Below are 22,299 nucleotides of genomic sequence, written 5' to 3' on the forward strand. Positions count from 1 at the left end.
TCTAAAAATCATCTCCTATAAATGAAGTACTCTATCCCCAATTTCCTGAGTACGACCTTTATTCCAGAAATTAGTTCCTATATATCCACAAGTTCTTCTCATAACCTGCATATCTGCTTCATCTCTATTTCCACAAGAAGGACAATACCATTCTAGATTTTCATCTAATTTTATTTCTCCTGTGTATCCACATTTGTAGCAAACATCTGGTTTTGTATTTATTTCAGCGTACTGAATGTTGTGGTATATGTAGTTTATAACCTGTTCAACAGCTTCTAAGTTTCTACTCATATCTGGAACCTCGATGTACGAAATACATCCACCAGAGCTTATTGCGTGGAACTGAGCTTCAAATTTTAACTTACTAAACGCATCTATTTCTTCACATACATTTACATGGTAACTGTTAGTGTAGTATAGTTTGTCAGTAACGTTTGGTATTTCACCGAATTTCTGTTTATCTATTCTACAGAATCTGTAAACAAGATTTTCTGCTGGAGTACCGTAAAGTCCAAATCCAAGTCCTGTTTCAGCTTTCCATTCATCACATTTCTTTCTTAAATAGTTCATAACTTCTAGTGCAAATTCTTCACCTTTTTCAGTAGTGTGGCTAACACCTAGCATAGACTGAACCATTTCGTGTATACCAACATATCCTAAGCTTAATGTTGAATATCCATTTTCAAGAAGTTTGTCTATTTTTTCTCCTTTATCTAATCTAGCTATTGCACCATGCTGCCAGTGAATTGGAGAAACATCTGATAAAGTTCCTTTTAACATATTATGTCTAACTAAAAGAGCCTCTTTACATAACTCTAATCTCTGATCTAATATATTCCAGAACATATCCATATTTTTATCAGCTATTATAGCTATCTGAGGTAAGTTTAATGAAACAACACCCTGGTTAAATCTTCCGTACCATTTGTAGTTTCCATTTTCATCTTTATATGGACTTAAATGACTTCTACAGCCCATTGGAGGGAATGTATTTCCTTCGTAGTTGCTTCTCATTATCTTAGCACTCTGATAATCAGGAACTAATCTCTTAGCAGTACATTCTGCAGCAAGCTTAGTTATATAATCGTATTTTCCACCTTCTAGGCAGTTGTGTTCATCTAGTAGGTAAACTAATTTAGGGAAAGCTTCACCAATCTGCTGTCCTTTGTAGTTTTTCATACCTTCTAATCTCTGTCTTATCATTTCTTCACAGATAAGAGCCATTTCTTCTTCGTATTCGCTTCCTTCTTCTATTTCAAGATATATTGTAGCAAATGGGGCCTGACCATTAGTTGTCATTAGTGTAGATAACTGGTATCTTATCGTCTGGACACCATCTTTTAAATCCTTCATCATCATATCATGAGCTATATCTTTTGCTAACTCTTCGTTATTGTATTTTTCCATATACATTTTGAAGAATTTATCGTAAGTTCTTCTTAAATATGGTGCTAAGTGTTTTATTGTTATACTCTGTCCACCATACTGATTACTTGCAACCTGAGCCATTATCTGAGTTGTAACTGTACAAGCAGTTGAGAATGATTTTGGTGACTCAACCATCTTTTCATTTATAACAGTTCCGTTATCAAGCATATCCTGTATATTTATTAAGCAGCAGTTGAATATAGACTGTAAAGTGTAGTCCATATCATGCCAATGTATAGCTCCATCATCGTGAGCCTGCACTATATGAGGAGGAATTAACTTTCTTCTAGCTATATCTCTAGAAACTTCCCCAGCGATAAGATCTCTCTGAGTAGAAGCTATTATAGAGTTTTTATTAGAATTCTCCTTTAAAATATCTTCATTTGTTTTTGCTATTAATCCAAGTATATTTTCATCAGTAGTATTTACATGTCTTTTGAAAGATTGAACAGCTCTATATCCTTCATAAGCTCTTGCAGTTTCCTTCTGACCATAGTGAATTAATCTTTCGTAAACATACACCTCTATCTGATGTATAGTAGGTGTAGGCTTGAAGTTTTCAAAATGTTTTTCAGCATCTATTGATATATTTGAAGCTATCTCCGGAATATATATACCACTTCCGTTTTTCATAGCTTTTAAAATAGCCACTTCTATCTTTGTTCTATCAAAAGGAACCGTACTACCATCTCTCTTTATAACCTTCATCCAAAATATCCTCCCTTTTTCAATTTTTTCTCTTTAATATCACAATATTATATTATAACAGAAATTACCCACAAAAATTTTTTGTTTTTTATTTTTCAATCTCAAAATCACATTGTCGATAATCTATATAATAAATACCCACAAAAAACATTTGAAAACAAGTATAAACTTCTATATTTACTATTTTATTCTGAGATTATCTATTTCCAACATATCCAGATAAAAAAATTTTTTTAACTTTTTTCTAAAAAATTTGAGTAAATTTGGAAGCATTGAAATTTCAATTTTTCTATATCGTACAAAAATTTGAGAGAATATAACTAAAATATTTACATAATTATAAGAAAAAAATATAAAAAATACTGCCACAGAACACCTTTAAAAGGTGTTCTTGTGACAGTACCTTTAACTGACACCTAACGGTCGTCAGTTTTTTTGTATTCAAATTTAGCTCCACAATTAGGACAAATTAATTCTGGCATATTTTTTTCATTTAGCGAAGCTATCGCTCCCAATGAAAAGAATGCATCTTGTCTTAGTTCTTCTAATATAAATTCTGGTACTCCTTTTTCAAATCCACAAGACTTACATTCATAATTGTATAACTTTTGTCCTTTACTCATTTCTTCTAATTCTTTTAGCATACTATTTCTCCTAATAATTTTAATTACACTAATTATACACTATTATTTATATTTGAGTATAGCAAAGCTAGCCTATTTAATAGACTTTTAAAATAATTCTTTTTGTGTTGTTGTATTCAAAGAAATTTCTTTTTCTATAATTTCTTCGTAGATTATTCTTTTATAATTTGATTTATCTAGTACATTATATATTAATCCATATTTATAATGCCATATTTCCCATAGAATCATGTCTTTTCCACACTTTTTACAAATATAAGGATTTACTCCAAATGATTCTATCAATCTATCTTTAAAATTTTTCTTTACTGTATTCTTCTTTTTTATCAGCTTAGATATATTTCTGTGTCTCATAAAATTATATAATTTCAATATTTCTATGCTTAATTTATTTTTTACTCTTGAATATAGACCGTATCTTCTTGCAACTCTAAAACCCTTCGGGTGAATATGTTGGGTTATTTTACCTATAAATTCTAATACATTTACAGTTATTTCTCTTTTTCCCTTAGGTTTTTTGTTTTCATACCAGTAAGTTACATTTTTCCCATCGTAATTAATTATTCTATACTCAGCGATAGCTGGTCTAGCCAAATATCTACCTATATATTGAGTTGCCTGTTTTATATTAGTTAAACGTCTTTCTGCATTTACATAGAATTCTTTCTTATATAACTTATTTATCAAATTTCTAGTTTTTCTATCTCTAAAGTTGTTTTTTATTATATCTAGTACCAACTTTCGCCATACTTTTTTCATATATGTATACGGTATGAAATCTAATTTTTTAAACCACTTATTATTTCTATCTATTCCACCTTCGGTGTATAAGGCATGTATGTGAGGATTCCATTTTAAATCTCCACCAAAAGTGTGTACTACAGCAATTACCCCTAATTCATAATCTCCATTTGTTTTCTTTTTATGAAAACTATCTAATACCTTATATGTAGCATCTTGTAAATCTTTTAAAAGCTCTCGCTTTCTGTAGAAATAGACTCTTAACTCCTCTGGAATTGTGAAAACTGCATGTCTATGAGAAACATCAAGAATATTTTCTACCTGTTTTTCTGCCCATTCCATAGAATATTTTCTTCCACACTTTGTGCAAAACTTACTTTTACAAGTGAACCCTTGAATATACTCCTCTCCACAGTCTATACATTTATGTTTTATATATCCTTTTTCTATATTTCCACAATTTAAAGCCTTTATTACAGTATTTTCTATCTGATCCCTCATTTCTCTTCTAACTTTATTCCAATATTTTAGTTTGAATTCTTCAAAGTGATTTTTTAATATTTTCTTAATGATTTTTTCATCTTTTTGTTTTTTCAATACATTCATATTACTATTGTACATAAGTTTTCCACAGTTTTAAATTATTATAATTTCCTTAGGAATAAAAAAGGACTTCCGAAGAAGTCCATGATTATCATTTATTTTCTTGAAAAAGCACCTGTTGCATAAATATTTCCATTTCCACTATAAATACTAACACCCATATAATTATCCCAATCACTTGTCATTGACTGTTCATGACCTGTAGATCTCTGCCATCTTTCAAAAGCTTCTCTTGCTAATCCTTTTGCAGATTTACCATAATCACCTATAACACCAGTTATTATCTCCTGTCCGTATTTTGAACCTGTTCCTGCAAAAACTTCAGGATAAATAGTATCTATCATTAAATATGGGTACCTACCATTATTCGTCCATTTGTCTTTATAATATTGTGTTTTACTATCATCATAGTTATGTTCAAAATAATTTAAATCGATCATATGTTTAGATTTTAGATAAGTCATTTTTTCTTGTAATGGATGCGGTGTTAACTTATTTAACCCTTTTGAAGCTCTATAATTATTTACTAATATATAAAACTCTTCTCTAAATTCTGATTGATATGCATCAGAGTTTATATTTATATTCCCATCTGGTTTAACTGGTTTATTTTCTTCTGGATTTGGTTTCTGTGTTCCACCGTCTGGTTTCTGTCCATCTGGTTTAACCGGTTTATTTTCTTCTGGTTTAGCTGAACCTCCAAAATTCATACCACCAACCTGAACAGTGTCTTTACCATTTAATATACTGTTATCTGATTTAGCTGAAACTAAAACAACACCATCATTTTTAGCTAATGGAGAAACAGTTAAAGCATCTACTAAAGGATTACCTTTTGTGAAGTATAATTTTGAAGAATTTGGATAGAATTTGTTTACAACAACTCTATTAGTTTTATATCTATCTGAACCACTTAATCTTATTGCACCAAATTTATTTACTAAAGAATTTGAAACAACTTCATTACCACCAACTACATAATATTTAACACCAGGTCTTTTAACCTCATTTGAAGATTTACCATTTGTTAATATTATTGGTGCTTTATCTCTTGCAGCAATTGAAGCTACAGACATTGCATCCGCTTCACCTTTATTTCCATTAACTACGAATGCTTTATTGTAATTTCCTACTATCTCTGCAACATTCTCAGAAGTTTCTATTCTGTTTGCACCCTGTATTCTTATATAAGTTACATCACCTAATGAGTCAACAACTCTCTGACTTACTGCTGCTTCACCACCTATGACATAAACTCTTTTAACATTTCTAAGTCTCTGCATTGTAGCTGCAGGTATAGAATCTTTTTTAACTAATAATATAGGAGCATTTTCCTTACCTGCTAATGAAGATGCAGAAAGACCATCTGCTAAAGATTTGTCTGCATTTACAAGTATAGCTGTATCATAATTACCCATTTTATCAGCTATCTTTGCAGCAGTTTCATATCTGTTTGCACCAACTATCTCTGTTTTTGTTGCTGCTGATACTGGCGCTATTGAAGTACCAAGTAACACTGCACATAATGCTAATGAACTTGCCTTTTCTTTAAATTTCATAAATTTACCTCCATCTCACATCAATTTTAGAGTATAAAAAAAGCACAGAAAATTTAATCATATAAATATTAATTTATATAATTATTCTGCACTTGTTTTAACTGTATTAATTTTTTTAAGGACATAATTATTCTAGGATTTTCTATGTATGTATGTATGTATGTATGTATGTATACAAATTTTCAAATACTAACATAATCTTGTCAACCCTTTCTAAAAAAATCCTATATTTATATTATATCAAATGTAAATACTTTTTAAAGTATTCTTTAGTAAAAAATATATTTTTAAACTAAATATCTATACTAAAAATTTAATACAGAAGATATAAAAATAGATGTTAATGATTATTTTGTAAGCAGCCTTTAAAAACTTAAACACAAGTAGCTCGCACCGACAATTCTGCAAGCGCCTCGCAACTCTGAAATGTGTTACTCTAACAGTGCGAGGCGCTGAAGCCTGGAGAGCGAATACTTGTGTTAAGTAAAAGGCTGCTACAAAATATCGTAACAGCCACACTTTTATATATTTCGTATTAAATTTTTACACTAGTCCTATTAGTCCCAACACTACCGGCACCAATATCCCCGGCAATAGGTTAGCTATCTTTATATCAGTAACCTCTAAAAGATTAAGTCCAAGTCCAACAATCATAAGACTTCCAACAGCAGTCATTTCTGCAATAACAGCTTGACTTAAAATTCCAGATAAAAATGTCGCACAAAGTGTGATTCCTCCCTGATATAAAAGAACTGTCACAGATGAAAAAATAACCCCTATTCCCATAGACGCAGAGAATATAACAGAGCTAACTCCATCTAGTACAGTTTTTGCATAAATAGTATCGTAATTGCCAGAAAGTCCTGCTTGAAGCGCACCTACTATAGACATTGCTCCAACACAGTATAATAAACTAGCATTTACAAAACCTTCTGCAATTCTGCTCTCTTTTCCATCACCTTTATCAAGTTTTGCCTGTATTGTTTCACCAAGTTTGTTCAGCCACTTATCGATGTCTATAAGCTCACCGATTAACGCACCAACAGCCATAGAAACTATAGTGATTATCGTATTATTTCCTTCTAATGCTCCTGAAAAACCTATAAACATCGCACAAAGTGCCAATCCGTTCATTATAATCTTATTAAATCTCTCTGGTATACCGCCTTTAATAAAAAGACCTATTATACACCCAACTATTATAACGCCACAGTTTACAAATGTTGCTATCATTTAATTCCTTTAACTCCAAAATCCTATAATTCTATTTCGTTTAAAGTAACACCTATATGATCAAGGTATTTTTTTAAACCATCTAAAGATATAGTTACTGTTTTGTAGTTTACATTTGGATGGAAGTTTAAAAGTTCTCCTGATAAAAGTTCTTTTTCTATATAAAGTTCAACAACTTTTTCTTCATCATTAACTAAAGAGAATGGATTTACACTTCCTGGAACTAATTTTAATACTTTCATTAATCTATCTTCTGATGCGAAAGAAAGATTTGTGCTGCCTATAAGTTTCTTAACTTCTTTAAGATTAACTGGTTTTGAATCTTCTGCAACTATAAGGTAGTATTTGTTTCCTTTTGCATTTCTAAGGAATAGGTTCTTAGCGTGAAGACCTGGAGCCTGTTCTTTTATCTTATTAAGATCTTCTGCTGTGTATAGTGGTTCGTGTTCTACTACACCATAATCTACACCAAGCTCGTCTAATATATCGTATACCTTCTGTTCTATTTCAGTAGGTTCAGTTGTATATATTTTTTCCATAATAAATACCTCCAATTTTTTCTATTATATTATAGATATTGTTTTAGCTTTAACTAAATTTTACCACATTATAGTAAAAATTTAAAAGAGAATTGTACGAATATAATAAATATTTTTTCAGAGTTTATCTTTTCACACCAAATTTTATCACGATAACATAAAATTTTTCTTAACTATTCTTCAACAAATGAATTAAGTTTTGCAAGATAATAAATCGAGGACAAGGAGTATAACTGATAAAAAGCGACAATACTACAAGCGCCCCACAACTGCTAAATATGTTGCCTAACAGTGTGGGGCGCTGAAGCCTGAAGCCAAGAGGAGTTATACTCTTGTCCTTTTATTATTAACAAGTTGCTCCATCTGGTATATGTTTGATCTTTTCGTCGTAAATCTTCTTAAAGAATCCTAAACAAATCACAAGTGAAACAATTTCAGCTATCGGATAAGATAACCAAACAAAATTGATATTACCTGTTTTAGACATAAAATACGCAACTGGTAAAAGTACAAATAACTGTCTTGCAACAGAGATAATAAGCGAGAATGAACTCTGATTTAATGCCTGGAAAACAGTACTAAGCACTATACTCACTGATGCTAATATAAAATGAGTAGCTATAATTCTAAGCCCCGGAACTCCTATTCTAATCATTTCCTCTGACGGATTAAATATACCTAAAAGTACCTTAGGAGCACATTCAAATAATACTGTTCCAAAAATCATTATTCCAATAGCATAAGTTGTAGCTAGTTTAATTGATTTTAATATACGCTTTCTATTCTGTGCACCGTAATTGTACGAAACTATTGGAACTAAGCCATTGTTTAGACCGAATACAGGCATGTATACAAAGCTCTGTAGCTTTATGTACACTCCAAAGAATGCTGCTGAAGTCTTTGTAAAAGTAAGTAAAATCTGGTTCATACCAAATGTCATAACTGACGAAATACTTGCCATTATTATACTCGGAATCCCTACTCTGTAAATTTTTACTATTATATTTAGAGACGGTCTAAAACTTCTAAAGTGTAGATCAATATCGTGATTTATCTTGTGATTGAAAAACATCGCAAGTGTCATAGCAGACATCTGACCAAAAACTGTTGCAATAGCTGCACCAGCAACACCCAGTTTTGGTGCTCCAAATAATCCAAAAATAAAAATCGGATCTAATATTATGTTGACAATCGCGCCTGTCAACTGAGATATCATTGAGTAGAAAGTGCGACCTGTTGCCTGAAGAATTCTTTCAAAAGTTATCTGTAAAAATATTCCAAAAGATAACGAACAACATATTGTCATATAAGTTATTCCATACTCAGTTATCCTTTCTCCAGCATTTTGCATTATAAAGAAAGGACGGCTAAATAACATTCCTATTACTAAAAATGCAACCCAACTCATAATTGCTAAAAATACACCATTATTAGCTGCTGCACTTGCTTGCTTTCTATTCTTTTCTCCTAAACTTCTTGAAAGCAGCGCATTTATACCAACACCTGTACCTGTAGCAACCGCAATCATAAGATTCTGTATTGGAAACGCTAAAGATACCGCAGTCAGCGCATCCTCATTAATCTGCGCAACAAACATACTATCTACTATATTATATAGTGCCTGAACAAGCATCGAAATCATAATAGGCAACGACATAGTAATCAATAGTTTATTTATAGGCATAACTCCCATCTTATTCTCTTCTGCCATTTTCCTTACCCCCTTGAACTAATAATAAAAAAATCATATTAAATTGTATTGATTTTATATTTCATTTTACTACTTTACTATTATAATCAAAATAAAAATACATCGCAACTAAAAAAAGACTGCTGCAAAATTTGCAACAGTCTCATATTTCTTATTTAATTAATCCTTTTTCCTGTAGGAAGTCCTTAGCTACATCTGATGGTTTCTGTTTCAATTCATCAACTCTGTAGTTTAAGTCTACCATTGTTTCTTCATTCAAATACTGACCTAACTCATTTAAAAGCTTTTCAACTTCTGGAAAATCTTCTTTTACCCTGTCATTTGTAACAGGTATCGCATTATAAGGTAGGAAGAACTGTTTATCGTCCTTTAGTACTTTTAAATCGAATTTCTTAAGAAGTCCGTCAGTAGAGTATGCATCTATAACATCACATTCGCCACTCATTAAAGCTGTATATCTTGGAGATCCATCTATTGGAACTATATCCTTGAAGTTTACTGGATAAGTTTCCTGAAGACCTACTAAACAGTCCTTTCTTTCAACGAATGTCAGTGTTGGAGAAAATACCAACTTATTAGAAACTCTAGCTAAATCACTAATTGTTTCTAGGTTATATTTTTCTGCAGTTTCTTTCTTAACAGCTAATGTATATGTATTATTAAATCCTAATGATTTTAATACATTTAAGTTGTACTGAGATTTCATTTCATCTTTTACTGTATTATAAACCTCTTCTACATCGCTATTAGGCTCTTTTCCAAGAACACTTCCGTATATTGTTCCTGTGTAGTCTACATATAAATCGACATCTCCACCTTTAATAGCATCTAGCACTATTGAAGATGCTCCAAGTGAAAGCGACTGATTTACCTTAATATCACTATTATCTTCTATATAATATTTTAATATGTAGTTTAGAATTTCCTGTTCTGTAAAGTCCATACTACCTATTGTAATTTCTCTGTCTGATGTTACCTTTGTCAATGCACTAAATGCAAAACTTCCAATAAGTGCTACACAAAGTACTGCAACTACAACTTTATCCATAACTTTTGCGAATTTACTTCTATTCACAGAAAGCTGTAAGTTTTTAGGAGTAACAACTCTTTCAAGTACTGAGAATATATAGTCTATTAATAATGCAAGTATACAAGCTGGTACTGCACCTGCTAATATCTGTGCATTGTTTACTGTACGAATACCTGCATATACTAAGTATCCAAGTCCTCCAGCACCTATGAATGCTGCAAGTGTCATAAGACCAACTGCACCAACGGCACTTATTCTAACCCCTGCCATTATAACTGGAGCAGCTAGTGGTATCTGCACCTTGTATAGAATCTGGAATCTATCAAGTCCTATACCTTTTGCAGCTTCTATTGTATCTGGGTTGATGTTATTAAGTCCTGCAACTGTATTTTTTATAATTGGTAGTAATGAGTATAGAGTAACCATTACTATTGCTGGCTTTGTACCTATCCCAAATAGAGGAATCATAAACCCTAAAAGAGCCATTGAAGGTATTGCCTGTATTATATTAGTCATACCCATTATAGGTTTCTTAGCTGGTTTGAAGTATGTTATAAGTATCCCAAGAGGCACACCTATAAGTATTGCTATAGCTATTGCTATTACAGTCAACTGTATATGTTCAATACACAAGTTTAAAACTGTTCCTGAATTTTGTTGCATATATTCTATAAAACCACTCATTTTTATTCAACCTCACTTTCATCGTATTTCTTAGAAAGTGCTGTAACAAGTGTACTCTTTGTTATAAGCCCTACTAATTTTTCATTGTCCACAACCGGAATTGTGTACATATTAAATTCCTTTGCTTTATTTAATACATCTACTATAGAATCTCTAGGTGATACAGATACGCAATTTGTATCCATTATATCTAATACTCTTTTTGTTCTATTAACTTCTAATGATGCATCAGATGCATATACTTTACCTAAGAATTTTCTATTTTCGTCTATTACCATTAAACTATCGACTCTATGCTCTCTCATTATATTCTGAGCCTTGATAGCTTTTAGTCTTGATATACAAACTATAGGGTTTTCTATCATTATATCTTCTGCTTTTATAAGCTCTGGAGAATCCCAAATACGTTTCTTTCCGACAAAGTTTAAAACAAAGTCGTTTGCTGGATGTTTTAATATCTGCTCTGGAGTATCAAACTGCTGAATTTTTCCTTCGTTTAATATACAAATTCTATCAGCTAGTTTTATAGCTTCACCCATGTCATGAGTTACAAAGACTATTGTTTTTCTTAATTTGTCCTGCAATGCTACAAGCTCATCTTGTAACTGGTTTCTTGTTATTGGATCCAGTGCACTAAATGGTTCGTCCATTAATATTATGTCCGGATTACTTGCAAATGCTCTTGCAACTCCAACTCTCTGCTGCTGACCACCACTCATCTGAACTGGATATTTATCCATATATTCATCTGGATCAAGTCCAACCATTGTAAGCACATTTCTTACATTTTCTAGAAGTTTTTCAGCTTCTTCTTTTTTTCCTTCTTTTTCCTTGTTTCTTTTATTCTTTATTTTTGGTATTAATTCGATATTTTCCCTAACTGTCATATGAGGGAAAAGCCCTGTCTGCTGGATTACATATCCGATATTTCTTCTAAGCTCTATTTCGTTTTCCTTACTTATATCCTTTCCATTAACGTATATAGTTCCGTCTGTTGGGAGTATTAATTTATTAATCATTTTTAAGGCAGTTGTTTTACCGCATCCACTTCCTCCGATTATACAAATAAATTCCCCTTCTTCAATATTGAAAGATACATTATCCAGTACTTTTTTGTCTTTAAATGATTTTGATACATCTTTAAATTCAATCATAACTGAACACTTCCTTTTCTTTACTTTTTCTTATATTATCTATTACTTATTGTTATACACTTTATCATTTTTCAGAAAATTAATCAAATAATTACAAATTGTAACTTCTTTATAAAATAATCTTTCATTTTTCAGACTTAAATATTTAATAATGAAATAAATGACAAAATACATTTAAATTGCAACATTTATTACTATTTATGTTCAACTTTTCGACTTTTTAAAGAGATAATCACGAAAAATTCTAGAGTTAGTTTTGATATTCATTGTTATTCTACAATAAATTCATATTATATCCATAAACAAAAAAATGCAAGCGATATAAAAACGCTTGCATTTTAGTAGTATTTATATTATTTATATTTTATTTTTAATATATCAAATTCTTTATTATATAAAGATAATTTAGTCGTATATTTTTAACCTATATAGAATGTTATATTTATCGTTATTTTTAATATTATAAATGTATTTCAATTATTTTATTATAAAATAAAGTGATTCATAATTTTTTTAAAATTAAAAAATATTTTTTGCGTTATTAAAATATTTTTTATTTTAAAATAACGATGTTATCAAGCTAACATTCGGTATAGTCATAAATTTTATTGCTGCTACCGTTAGGAATATATTTGCTGCAAATAATAAAGCTCTTCTTCTTTTAATCCAGTTTATATATCCTTTTGAACTTTCTTCATTTCTAGCATATTCTATCATTTCTGATAATTCTTCATACTTTTCTTCATTATATTCATTAGAAACTAACTGTTTTAAATAATCTAATTCTTCTGTTTTTAAAGGTAGAATTATATCTTTAAATAGAGAAAGCTCGTATAGAACCATATCTCCTATACTCATTAAATAAAACATCAACCCAACTATAAAGACCTTTATTGGTCCATTTAAAATCAACATTCTATTTTTTATAAAAATAATTGCATAAATTGCACTAAAAACTAAAAGAATTGCTACACCTACTGTGTTAAATATATTTACTGTTCTTTGAATAGTTTCATATTCATCAACAATATCTTCTCCAAAAAGTTCTTCGTATTCATATTCTTTCTTAGACATATTTCTTACATTAGATATTTCCATAGCAAATATCCCAATTGGAAATAAAGCTTCTATTAAAATACCAACTACACTTATTAAAAAATTCATAAAACACCTCCAATAGTATCGTTCTATTCAGTATAGCATATTTTTAAACAGAACGATACTATTTGCAAGTGAAAAGTTGCAATTTTATATATTTTATAATTTTAATAGTTTGTATATAGCTAAAGCATATATTTCAGTAGCTTTTATCGTATTTTTTATATCTACTCTTTCATTTTCCTGGTGCTCAGTTTTTTCGTCAAATGGGAACATTGCTCCAAATGCTACACAGTTATCAAGTGCTTTTGCGTAAGTTGCACCACCTGATGACATAGGAGTTCCTTCAAGCCCTGTTTCCTGTTCGTACACAGAAACAAGTGTTTTAATAAGTTTAGAATCTGCTGGAACATAAAGAGATTTTAGTCTATCAAATTCTTCAAATTCAAGTCCATAGTTAGCAGCTTTTTCTTTTACTGCATTTTCTAAGTCTTCTATAGTATATTTCACCGGAATTCTTGAGTCGTATCCAAGCACAGATTCATTTTCGTTTATTATAAGTTCTCCTAAGTTAAAAGTAAGTGTTCCAGATACATCATCAATACAATTAGGTAATATCTTACTTCCAACTGAGTCAGATAATTCAGCAACAAATCTCACAACATCATCTTCTACGCCTATTTCATAAAGAGCCTTGCAAAGTCTTTCTATTGCATTTACTCCCTTGTCAGCAGATGCAGAGTGCACTCTTTTTCCAATAACAGTTACACTTTCACCATCTTTTTCATATTCAAATTTTAACTCATCTAGTTTTTCTACTAATTTATCAGCAAGTTTTCCTGTGTAGTTAGCTACTCCAGGAACTGCGTTTAATGCACCCGAAATATTTAAACTTAATTCTTTAGATCCTTTTCCTCTTAGATAGAACTGCACTAAAGATTTTTCTGCGTTTGTCACTGGGAATGAAGAATCTGGTGTAAATCCCATAGATGGTATTTCTTCACCATTTTCTGTATATTTTGCAATACATCTCCATAAATTTTCTTCATCACCACCGATTATAAATCTAACTCTTTTACCAAACTTCACCCCAACATCTAAAAGAGCCTTAACAGCATACATTGCAGCTATTGTAGGACCTTTGTCATCCTGAGTTCCTCTTCCGTATATATACCCGTCTTCTTCAGTAGCTGAAAATGGAGGGAATTTCCACTTAGATTCATCTCCTACAGGAACAACATCTATATGCCCTAATATTCCTATAAGTTCTTCTCCTTCTCCAACTTCTGCATATCCGTAGTATCCATCTTTGTATACAGTCTTAAACCCTAGAGATTCTGCTATTTCTAGAGTTTTTCTAAGAGCATCGTCTACTCCCTTACCAAAAGGCATTGATTCTGTTGTAGTTTTTTCATCCATTACACTATTTATTCTTACAGCAGCTTTGATTGATTCAACCATATCTCTGCTGTTTTCGTTAACTATATTTTTAATTTTATTTTCCATTTTTAATTTCCTTTCATAATATTTAATTTATTTTCACAGTTTTTATTATATCATGTATAATTAGTTTTTAAGAAATTTTATTAAGTTAGATAAAAAACTTATTACTTTAATTATTTGATGTTTAAAAGTTTTATTTTTTATATATCAACAAAAAAAAGAGAGCCGAAGCTCTCTATTTTTAGTAATATAATTTTGTTATATTAATATTTTTTAGTTAATTAAATTACTTTTGATAATATATTACCATCCAAAGTCAGTAGTTGCATAAATCTTACCATCATTTGACTGATAAACTGCAACACCTACATGATTATATGAACTACTTAACATATTTCTATTGTGTCCATCAGATTCTCTCCAGTTTTCAAATGAATATTTTGCAAATTCTTTTGCTGTTAAATTACGTCCAAAAGAGTAGAATATATTTTCTCCAGATAACATAACACTTCCACCCTCATTAGGATACATATCATCTATCATTTGTCCATTATATTTATGATCAAAGTAATTATTATCTGCCATGTGTTTAGATTTTAAATATGCCCATCTTTCTAATCCATATTCTGGTGTTAGAGGCTGTACTATTTTAGAAACTCTATGCTCATTTATTAATTTATAGAATTCTTTTCTATATTCCGCCTGATAAGCTTCAGAGTTTACATTTATATTTGTACTAGGTTCATTTCCTTCTGGTTTTTCATCATTTAAATCTGTTCCAACAGCAAGGAATCCTGGTTCATGTAAAACTCTTCCATCTTTTAATGTTACATAAAATTCTATTGGAAATCCACCTGCTACGCTTGTATCAATTTCATGAAGAGGTTTTTCATCAGGACCACCTGTACCTATCCATTTAACTTTATGAGTTATGTCAGTACCATCTATATCAGTTGCTTTTATTTTATATTGCTCAAATGGGAAATCTTCACATCTCATTATTTCAGCATAGTCATTTCCCACTACTAAAGATGATTTATCTACTTTATCTTCATTTTCAAATATAGAATCAACTATTGATTTATCCATTCCACCTACTTGAATTAGTGTAGATTTATTATTTAATATACTCTTATCTGAAGTACTAGATACAAAAACTACACCATCAGTTTTTGCTAAAGAAGATACTGTAAGCGCATCTACTAATTTGTCACCTTTTGTGAAGTATAATTTATCTGAATTAGCATAGAATCTTTCTACTACCACTTTATTAGTCCGATATCTATTTGAACCACTTAATCTTACTGCTCCAAATTTATTTACTAATGAACTTGAAACAACTGCTTCTCCTCCAACAACATAATAGCTAACTCCAGATCTCTTTTGCTGATTTGTTGAGTTTCCATTTGTTAATAGTATTGGAGCTTTATCTCTAGCTGCTACAGCTGCTACAGACATTGCATCTGCTTCACCTTTGTTTCCATTAACTATAAATGCTTCATCATAGTTTCCTACAAGTGCAGCAACTTTTTCTGAAGTATCAATTCTATTTTTACCCTCTATTCTCTGAATTGCTTTACCCTGTAGTTGGTTTTCAACATTTTTGCTTATTGCAGCAGTACCACCGATTATGTAAACTTTCTTTACATTTTGAAGTCTAGATAATGTTTCTGATGGTATAGAATTCTGTCTTACCAATAGTATTGGAGCGTTTTCTTTACCTGCTAACGAAGACGCAGAAAGTCCATCTGCTAAGCTTTTATCTGAATTTACAAGTATTGCTGTATCATAATTTCCCATTCTATCAGCAATTTTTGCAGCAGTGTCGTATCTGTTTGACCCTACTATTTCATCCTTATTTGCTGCAGATACTGGAACAATAGAAGTTCCTAGTAATACTGCACATAATACTAAAGCACTTGCCTTTTCTCTAAATTTCATAAATATCTCTCCTTTTTTGAAATAATTTTTAGAATTTTAGGAAAATATCCCCATATTTAAAATAACATATTTAAGTTTTTTAGTAAATAGTTGCTAACAAATATTTTATTAAAATTTTTCTATAAAAACAATTATTATTAGTATTTAAATTCTTTTGAATAATTTGCAAAATAAAAAGGAGCAATTGCTCCCTTATTTACGCTACAAATGTTACTGTACTACCTTTTTCTTAAATTTCATATTATATCACTAATTTATATTTATTTTATTGTATTCCAAGTAACAAGCTCACTAATATCATAAGCAGCATAAATCTTACTATTACTAGCTTTTGTAACATGAAATCCATAATAATCCACCTGTTCAGAAAGTAAAGCATCATTGTGCATAGGAGAATCTACCCATGATGTGAAGATATGATTAGCTAAATCTTCTGGTTTTAATCTATATCCAGAACTCATATACACATTTTCACCTAAAGGACATATTGAACCTTTGCCGTCACCCTGAACATCTGGATAGATATCCCAAACCCAAAGTTTGTATCCCATAGTGTCGCCCTTTCTCCATCTATCCGTATAAAGCTTTGTCTGACTATCATCATAAGTATGTCCACAATAACCTAAATCAGCCATATGGTTAGCTTTTAATCTCGCTAACTCACTAGTTCTACTCCCTAATGAAATCAGATTTCTACCTGCTCTATGATTTTGTAAAAGTCTATCGAATTCAGCATTTAATCTTCTCTGGTATGATGCTGAATTAACATCATAATCAACTACTGCACCCCTAACTCTAACTTTTAATTCTAATGTAGATGTAAGTCCACCTTTATCTGTAACTTTTGCAAAGAATTTGTAATCACCCTAAACTGTTGTGTCAGGTAAATTTGTGAACACAACTTTATTAGTTATACCACCATCTTCTGTATCTAAAGCTTTAACTCCATATCTATTAAAATCAATTTTAGCACCATTATCTATAACATATATTTTATTTCTTGATGTTAATACAGGAGCTGTATTCTTTCCACTTGGATTCTGTTCATCGGGGTTCTGCTGTTCATCAGGATTTGGTTTATTATCATCTGGCTTAACTGGTGTATCAAAACTTACATTAAAATTCATACCTCCAACCTGAACAACTTCTTTATCTTTTAATATACTTTCTATCTTTTTAGATAAATAAAAAAAGAGGTTTTTGCAAAAAATTGCATCAACCTCTTTTTTTACTTATTTTCCCTGTTCTCTATGTAAATCTTTTATTCTCTCTATTGCCTTTAATGTACCCATCTTAGAGTGGTCAAATGTAAGTCCACCCTGGAAGTAAACATTGTATGGTGGTCTTATTGGAGCATCAGCACTTAATTCTATTGAAGAACCCTGAACAAAAGCTCCTGCAGCCATTATAACCTCGTCTTCGTACCCTGGCATTGCCCATGGAACTGGTGTAACGAATGAATCAACTGGAGCTGCATACTGAACACCTTCACAGAATCTAACAACTTCTTCTGGACTTCCAAGCTGAACACACTGGATTATATCACTTCTTAAGTCGTCATAAGCTGGAAGTACTTTATATCCCATTTTTTCAAAAGCTCTAGCACAGAATATGGCGCCCATTACAGCCTGAGATACAACATATGGAGCCATGAAGAATCCCTGAAGTACGCTTCTTGTAGTTCCAAATGTAAGACCACATTCTTTACCTATACCAGGACAAGTTAATCTATATGATATCTGTTCAACTAAATCATGTCTACCAACTATATATCCACCAGTTAAAGCAAGTCCTCCACCTGGGTTTTTGATTAATGATCCAGCCATTATATCTACCCCAACATCTGTTGGTTCTTTAGTATCTAAGAACTCACCGTAGCAGTTATCAACCATTATTATAACTTCTGGTTTAACTCTTCTAACTTCTTTAACAGCTTCTTCTATATCTTCTATTGATAGAGATTTTCTCCATTCATATCCTTTAGATCTCTGTATCATAACTAATTTAGTTCTGTCGTTTATTTTAGCTTCTATACCATCTATATCTATATTTCCATCTTCTCTAAAATCTAACTGACTATATGTAACACCGTATTCTTTTAGGCATCCTTTTTCTTCTCTTATACCTATAACTCCCTGAAGAGTGTCGTATGGTGCTGATGTTATAGAAAGTATTTCATCTCCTGGTCTTACTAATCCCTGAACAGTTAATGATAGTGCATGAGTACCGTTAACTATTATAGGTCTAACAAGTGCATCTTCTGTGTGGAATACTTTTGCGTATATTTCTTCTATCTTTTCTCTACCTAGGTCATTGTATCCGTATCCAGTAGTCCAGTTGAAGTGGTTATCACTTAAATTGGCTTCCTGCATAGCTCTTAATACTTTGTACTGATTGTATTCTCTTATTTCTTTGATCTCATCAAATTTAAACTTGATGTCTTCCATAACCTCTTCTGAGAATTTCATCATTTCATCGTCTATATTGTAGTGTTCTTTTAAAAAATCTCTTGTAATATCTAACATTTCTTACTCCTTTTTCTTTATATCTTAGTATATTATGCTTATGTTATCTACTGGCTGAACAGTAGATACAGCGTGTTTGTATATTAAGCTCTGTTTTTTATCTTCTCCCTCTAGTAGAATAACATAGCTATCAAATCCTTTTACAGTTCCTTTAACCTTTACACCATTAACAAGATATATGAAAACAGCTTTTTTCTCTTTTCTCGCCTGATTTAAGAATAAATCCTGTAAGTTTAATACTGCATTTTTCATTTTCTAATCCCCCTAAAACAATTTATTTAAAATAAAAATCAAAATTTTTCTTTCTAAAGCATTTCTTTAACATAAGAAACAACTGCATCTTTTAATTCTTCGACTGAATCAAATTTATCAATTTCAAACCATTTTGCATCTTCGTATCTTCTAAACCAAGTTAGCTGTCTTTTTGCATAACGTCTAGAATCTCTTTTAATTATTTCTATAGCTTCGTCAAGAGTGTACTCTCCATCGAAGTATTTTATAATTTCTTTGTATCCGATTCCCTGCATAGAAATCATATCTTTTGTATATCCTTTTTCAAGAAGTCCTTTAACTTCTTCAATTAAACCATTTTTTAGCATTATATCTACTCTTAAATTTATTCTATCATATAATGCCTGTCTATCTCTATTTAAAACTATTATAATTGGTCTATACTTTTTATTGTATCTTAAATCTTTTGAGAAGTCATTCATCTTTTCTCCACTCATAGCAACTTCTATTGCTCTTATAACTCTTTTTGTGTTGTTTGGATGAATTCTTTCAGCAGCTTCTTTATCTAATGAAACTAGTTTTTCGTACATATACGCAGGTCCATTTTCTTCAAGTTCTTTGTTTAACTCTTCTCTTAGTTCCTGATTTGCATCAGATTTTCCAAAGTCCATATCGTATATTAAAGAGTTTAGGTAAAGTCCTGTTCCTCCAGTGACTATTACATTTTTTCCTCTACTAGAAATTTCATCTATGTATTCTTCTGCCATTCTTTTGTATTCAGATACAGAAAAAGGCATATCTGGCTCTATTTCATCTACTAGATAGTGCTTAACTCCCTGCATTTCTTCTTCAGTTACTTTTGCACTACCTATGTCCATATATTTGTATATCTGCATTGAGTCTGCAGATACTATTTCTGCATCAACTGCCTTTGCAAGCTGTATTGAAAGATCTGTCTTTCCAACTGCAGTAGGTCCAGTAAGGATTATTAGTGGTGTTGTCATAATACCCCTCCCTTCTTATTTTTCTACATTATTCTTTTGAACATCTTCTCTATTTCAACTTTAGAAATCTCAACCATTGTAGGTCTACCGTGTGGGCAAGTGTATGGATTTTCACATTTTTCAAGCTGTTTAAATAGAGATTCTATTTCTATATTTTGAATTCTATCATTTGCTTTAATCGCCGATTTACAAGCCATTATCGCAAATCTATCATCTTTTAAATCGTAGTTATTTGATATTTTATCTATGTTGTCTATCAATTCTAAGATGAATTTTTCTGATTGCGGAGTTCCAAATAGGTTAGGTACACCTCTTATCAGGATATTATTCATCCCAAATATTTCTACTTCAAATCCAAAGTTTCTAAATATATCTAAGTTTTTTTCAACTTGTAGCATATCCACGCTTGATAGCTCTAACACAATTGGATCTAATAACATCTGCATGTGTACTTCTCTTTTGTGGAATGCGTTCATATATCTTTCAAACAGAACTCTCTCATGTGCTGCGTGCTGGTCCATTAGATACATAGATTCTCCCTTTTGAAGTACTATATATGTATCAAATACTACTCCAACAACTTTATAATATTTAAGAGAAAATCCAGCTTCTTTTTTCTCTGAATCAAGTATTTCACCTTCTGCAGTGAATGCCATCTGTGATTCCGTTTCAGATATTTTATTATTATTCTCTAATTTAGTATCATTGTTATACTTAAATCCACTAGATTTAGTTTTTACTTCTTTTTTCTTTTTCTCTTCAAAATCATCCAACTTAATAAATGAGTTTACATCTACCTCATCAGATAAATCTATCGGCTTAATTTCTTTATCATCAATTTTTGAATTCATTTCATTAGAGTATTGACTTGCATTTCCAAAATCCTGATTTTTAAATGTGTTGTTATTAAAATCTGTTTTTTCTATAAAACCTTGTTTTGTTGTAAAGTTGTTTTTCTCTATAAAGTCTTGTTTTACTGCTCTATCCTTAGGAACTCTGTCAAAAGTTTCATACTTCCCAATTAGGCTTTGTTTAAGCAGTTTTGCCCTAATATATTCCATTATTTCTAATTTTATCTCATTTTCCTTTTCAAACTTAACCTCAATCTTACCTGGATGTATGTTTACATCTACCTTTTGTGGATCAAGGTGCAAGTTTATGAAACAAACTGCGTGCTTATTTATAGGAATTATAGATTTATATGCATTTGCAATCGCATCGTAAATTATCTTACTTTTTACAAATCTTCCATTTATATATATGTGCTGTAGATTTCTGTTAGAACGGTATATATTGTTATTTCCTATATATCCATCTATTTTGAAAAGGCTGCAATCATAGTTAATTTCAATCAAGTTTTCAGAAACTTCTCTGCTATATATGCTTCTAACAGCACTTACTAGTTTTCCATCTCCTGGAGTATTGACCATTAGCTTTCCTGCATTAAGGTATCTAAATTTTACATTTGGATATCCTATTGCAAGCTTATTCACAATGTCTGTGATATTCATAAGCTCAGCATGGTCTGTTTTTAGGAATTTTTTTCTCGCTGGAGTATTAAAGAATAAATCTTTAATCACAATAGATGTTCCAGTATTTGCACCAACGGCTTCTTTTGCTTCTATATTTCCGCCAACTAGAGTGATTTTTGTTCCAACAGCTTCATCCTCGAATTTTGTAGTCATTTCTAGTTTTGAAACTGCACATATAGAAGCAAGTGCCTCTCCTCTAAATCCAAGCGTAAATAGATTAAATAAGTCATCTATTTTGTCTATCTTACTAGTTGCATGTCTTAAAAAGCACTTTTTAACCTCACTTGAAGGGATTCCACATCCATTATCAGTTATCTTGATAAGCGACTTTCCTCCGTTTTCAACCTCGATTATTATTCTATCAGCACCAGCATCTATTGAGTTTTCAACGAGTTCTTTTACAATAGATGATGGTCTTTCAACAACCTCTCCAGCTGCAATTTTGTTTATAGTTATTTCGTCTAGCAGGTTTATTCTATTTTTCATAATAA

18 protein-coding genes are annotated in these 22,299 nt (G+C 31.0%); all 18 read right to left on the minus strand.

The features are described from left to right. Positions 1-15: 15 nt before the first annotated feature. Entirely contained in the window at positions 16-2,136 is a 2,121-nt protein-coding gene (gene nrdD / locus KGNDJEFE_RS05215) for an anaerobic ribonucleoside-triphosphate reductase (RefSeq protein ID WP_006439464.1), read from the minus strand. A gap of 416 nt (positions 2,137-2,552) precedes the next feature. Next, on the minus strand, positions 2,553-2,780 hold the full coding sequence (locus KGNDJEFE_RS05220; RefSeq protein ID WP_118549764.1) for a hypothetical protein: 228 nt from the start codon (positions 2,778-2,780) through the stop codon (positions 2,553-2,555). A gap of 87 nt (positions 2,781-2,867) precedes the next feature. Then, positions 2,868-4,127, minus strand: a complete 1,260-nt coding sequence (locus KGNDJEFE_RS05225) for an IS91 family transposase (RefSeq protein WP_170239656.1) — start codon at positions 4,125-4,127, stop codon at positions 2,868-2,870. A 92-nt stretch (positions 4,128-4,219) separates the two neighbouring features. Next, the gene (locus KGNDJEFE_RS05230) at positions 4,220-5,683 is read right to left on the minus strand and encodes a cell wall-binding repeat-containing protein (RefSeq protein ID WP_006439466.1); all 1,464 of its coding nucleotides are present in this window, start codon (positions 5,681-5,683) and stop codon (positions 4,220-4,222) included. Positions 5,684-6,226: 543 nt separating this feature from the next. Continuing rightward, positions 6,227-6,916 (minus strand): DUF554 domain-containing protein, encoded by a 690-nt coding sequence (locus KGNDJEFE_RS05235; protein WP_006439467.1) that lies wholly within the window; start codon positions 6,914-6,916, stop codon positions 6,227-6,229. A gap of 23 nt (positions 6,917-6,939) precedes the next feature. Further along, on the minus strand, positions 6,940-7,455 hold the full coding sequence (locus KGNDJEFE_RS05240) for a prolyl-tRNA synthetase associated domain-containing protein (protein WP_006439468.1): 516 nt from the start codon (positions 7,453-7,455) through the stop codon (positions 6,940-6,942). Positions 7,456-7,801: 346 nt separating this feature from the next. After that, the gene (locus tag KGNDJEFE_RS05245) at positions 7,802-9,166 is read right to left on the minus strand and encodes an MATE family efflux transporter (RefSeq protein WP_006439469.1); all 1,365 of its coding nucleotides are present in this window, start codon (positions 9,164-9,166) and stop codon (positions 7,802-7,804) included. A gap of 151 nt (positions 9,167-9,317) precedes the next feature. After that, positions 9,318-10,880 (minus strand): ABC transporter permease/substrate-binding protein, encoded by a 1,563-nt coding sequence (locus tag KGNDJEFE_RS05250; protein ID WP_006439470.1) that lies wholly within the window; start codon positions 10,878-10,880, stop codon positions 9,318-9,320. Positions 10,881-10,882: 2 nt separating this feature from the next. Further along, positions 10,883-12,034, minus strand: a complete 1,152-nt coding sequence (locus KGNDJEFE_RS05255) for an ABC transporter ATP-binding protein (RefSeq protein WP_006439471.1) — start codon at positions 12,032-12,034, stop codon at positions 10,883-10,885. Between the two features lie 558 nt (positions 12,035-12,592). After that, entirely contained in the window at positions 12,593-13,198 is a 606-nt protein-coding gene (locus tag KGNDJEFE_RS05260; protein WP_006439472.1) for a hypothetical protein, read from the minus strand. 93 nt (positions 13,199-13,291) lie between these two features. Next, complete coding sequence (locus KGNDJEFE_RS05265) at positions 13,292-14,638, minus strand: Sapep family Mn(2+)-dependent dipeptidase (protein WP_006439473.1); 1,347 nt, start codon at positions 14,636-14,638, stop codon at positions 13,292-13,294. Between the two features lie 240 nt (positions 14,639-14,878). After that, a complete protein-coding gene (locus KGNDJEFE_RS05270) occupies positions 14,879-16,516 on the minus strand; it encodes a cell wall-binding repeat-containing protein (RefSeq protein WP_006439474.1) in 1,638 nt (545 codons plus the stop codon). A gap of 260 nt (positions 16,517-16,776) precedes the next feature. Then, positions 16,777-17,205, minus strand: a complete 429-nt coding sequence (locus tag KGNDJEFE_RS05275; protein WP_330360543.1) for a CAP domain-containing protein — start codon at positions 17,203-17,205, stop codon at positions 16,777-16,779. Between the two features lie 177 nt (positions 17,206-17,382). Then, complete coding sequence (locus KGNDJEFE_RS05280; RefSeq protein WP_006439476.1) at positions 17,383-17,643, minus strand: hypothetical protein; 261 nt, start codon at positions 17,641-17,643, stop codon at positions 17,383-17,385. Between the two features lie 105 nt (positions 17,644-17,748). Next, positions 17,749-19,041, minus strand: a complete 1,293-nt coding sequence (locus KGNDJEFE_RS05285; RefSeq protein WP_006439477.1) for a methionine gamma-lyase family protein — start codon at positions 19,039-19,041, stop codon at positions 17,749-17,751. Between the two features lie 24 nt (positions 19,042-19,065). Next, positions 19,066-19,293, minus strand: a complete 228-nt coding sequence (gene hfq, locus KGNDJEFE_RS05290) for an RNA chaperone Hfq (protein WP_006439478.1) — start codon at positions 19,291-19,293, stop codon at positions 19,066-19,068. Between the two features lie 53 nt (positions 19,294-19,346). Beyond that, complete coding sequence (miaA, locus tag KGNDJEFE_RS05295; protein ID WP_006439479.1) at positions 19,347-20,276, minus strand: tRNA (adenosine(37)-N6)-dimethylallyltransferase MiaA; 930 nt, start codon at positions 20,274-20,276, stop codon at positions 19,347-19,349. Positions 20,277-20,299: 23 nt separating this feature from the next. Next, a complete protein-coding gene (gene mutL, locus KGNDJEFE_RS05300) occupies positions 20,300-22,294 on the minus strand; it encodes a DNA mismatch repair endonuclease MutL (RefSeq protein WP_006439480.1) in 1,995 nt (664 codons plus the stop codon). Positions 22,295-22,299: the final 5 nt, after the last annotated feature.

The sequence above is a fragment of the Peptacetobacter hiranonis genome (assembly GCF_008151785.1).
GTDB classification, from domain to species: Bacteria; Bacillota; Clostridia; order Peptostreptococcales; family Peptostreptococcaceae; genus Peptacetobacter; species Peptacetobacter hiranonis.

What these genes read in the sequence shown, in the direction of transcription:
- KGNDJEFE_RS05240 (WP_006439468.1), bottom strand. Translation starts at nt 7,455, where the DNA reads ATGGAAAAAATATATACAACTGAACCTACTGAAATAGAACAGAAGGTA.
- KGNDJEFE_RS05225 (WP_170239656.1), bottom strand. Translation starts at nt 4,127, where the DNA reads ATGAATGTATTGAAAAAACAAAAAGATGAAAAAATCATTAAGAAAATA.
- mutL (WP_006439480.1), bottom strand. Translation starts at nt 22,294, where the DNA reads ATGAAAAATAGAATAAACCTGCTAGACGAAATAACTATAAACAAAATT.
- KGNDJEFE_RS05285 (WP_006439477.1), bottom strand. Translation starts at nt 19,041, where the DNA reads ATGTTAGATATTACAAGAGATTTTTTAAAAGAACACTACAATATAGAC.
- KGNDJEFE_RS05260 (WP_006439472.1), bottom strand. Translation starts at nt 13,198, where the DNA reads ATGAATTTTTTAATAAGTGTAGTTGGTATTTTAATAGAAGCTTTATTT.
- KGNDJEFE_RS05230 (WP_006439466.1), bottom strand. Translation starts at nt 5,683, where the DNA reads ATGAAATTTAAAGAAAAGGCAAGTTCATTAGCATTATGTGCAGTGTTA.
- KGNDJEFE_RS05255 (WP_006439471.1), bottom strand. Translation starts at nt 12,034, where the DNA reads ATGATTGAATTTAAAGATGTATCAAAATCATTTAAAGACAAAAAAGTA.
- KGNDJEFE_RS05265 (WP_006439473.1), bottom strand. Translation starts at nt 14,638, where the DNA reads ATGGAAAATAAAATTAAAAATATAGTTAACGAAAACAGCAGAGATATG.
- KGNDJEFE_RS05235 (WP_006439467.1), bottom strand. Translation starts at nt 6,916, where the DNA reads ATGATAGCAACATTTGTAAACTGTGGCGTTATAATAGTTGGGTGTATA.
- miaA (WP_006439479.1), bottom strand. Translation starts at nt 20,276, where the DNA reads ATGACAACACCACTAATAATCCTTACTGGACCTACTGCAGTTGGAAAG.
- KGNDJEFE_RS05245 (WP_006439469.1), bottom strand. Translation starts at nt 9,166, where the DNA reads ATGGCAGAAGAGAATAAGATGGGAGTTATGCCTATAAATAAACTATTG.
- nrdD (WP_006439464.1), bottom strand. Translation starts at nt 2,136, where the DNA reads ATGAAGGTTATAAAGAGAGATGGTAGTACGGTTCCTTTTGATAGAACA.
- hfq (WP_006439478.1), bottom strand. Translation starts at nt 19,293, where the DNA reads ATGAAAAATGCAGTATTAAACTTACAGGATTTATTCTTAAATCAGGCG.
- KGNDJEFE_RS05270 (WP_006439474.1), bottom strand. Translation starts at nt 16,516, where the DNA reads ATGAAATTTAGAGAAAAGGCAAGTGCTTTAGTATTATGTGCAGTATTA.
- KGNDJEFE_RS05250 (WP_006439470.1), bottom strand. Translation starts at nt 10,880, where the DNA reads ATGAGTGGTTTTATAGAATATATGCAACAAAATTCAGGAACAGTTTTA.
- KGNDJEFE_RS05280 (WP_006439476.1), bottom strand. Translation starts at nt 17,643, where the DNA reads ATGAATTTTAATGTAAGTTTTGATACACCAGTTAAGCCAGATGATAAT.
- KGNDJEFE_RS05220 (WP_118549764.1), bottom strand. Translation starts at nt 2,780, where the DNA reads ATGCTAAAAGAATTAGAAGAAATGAGTAAAGGACAAAAGTTATACAAT.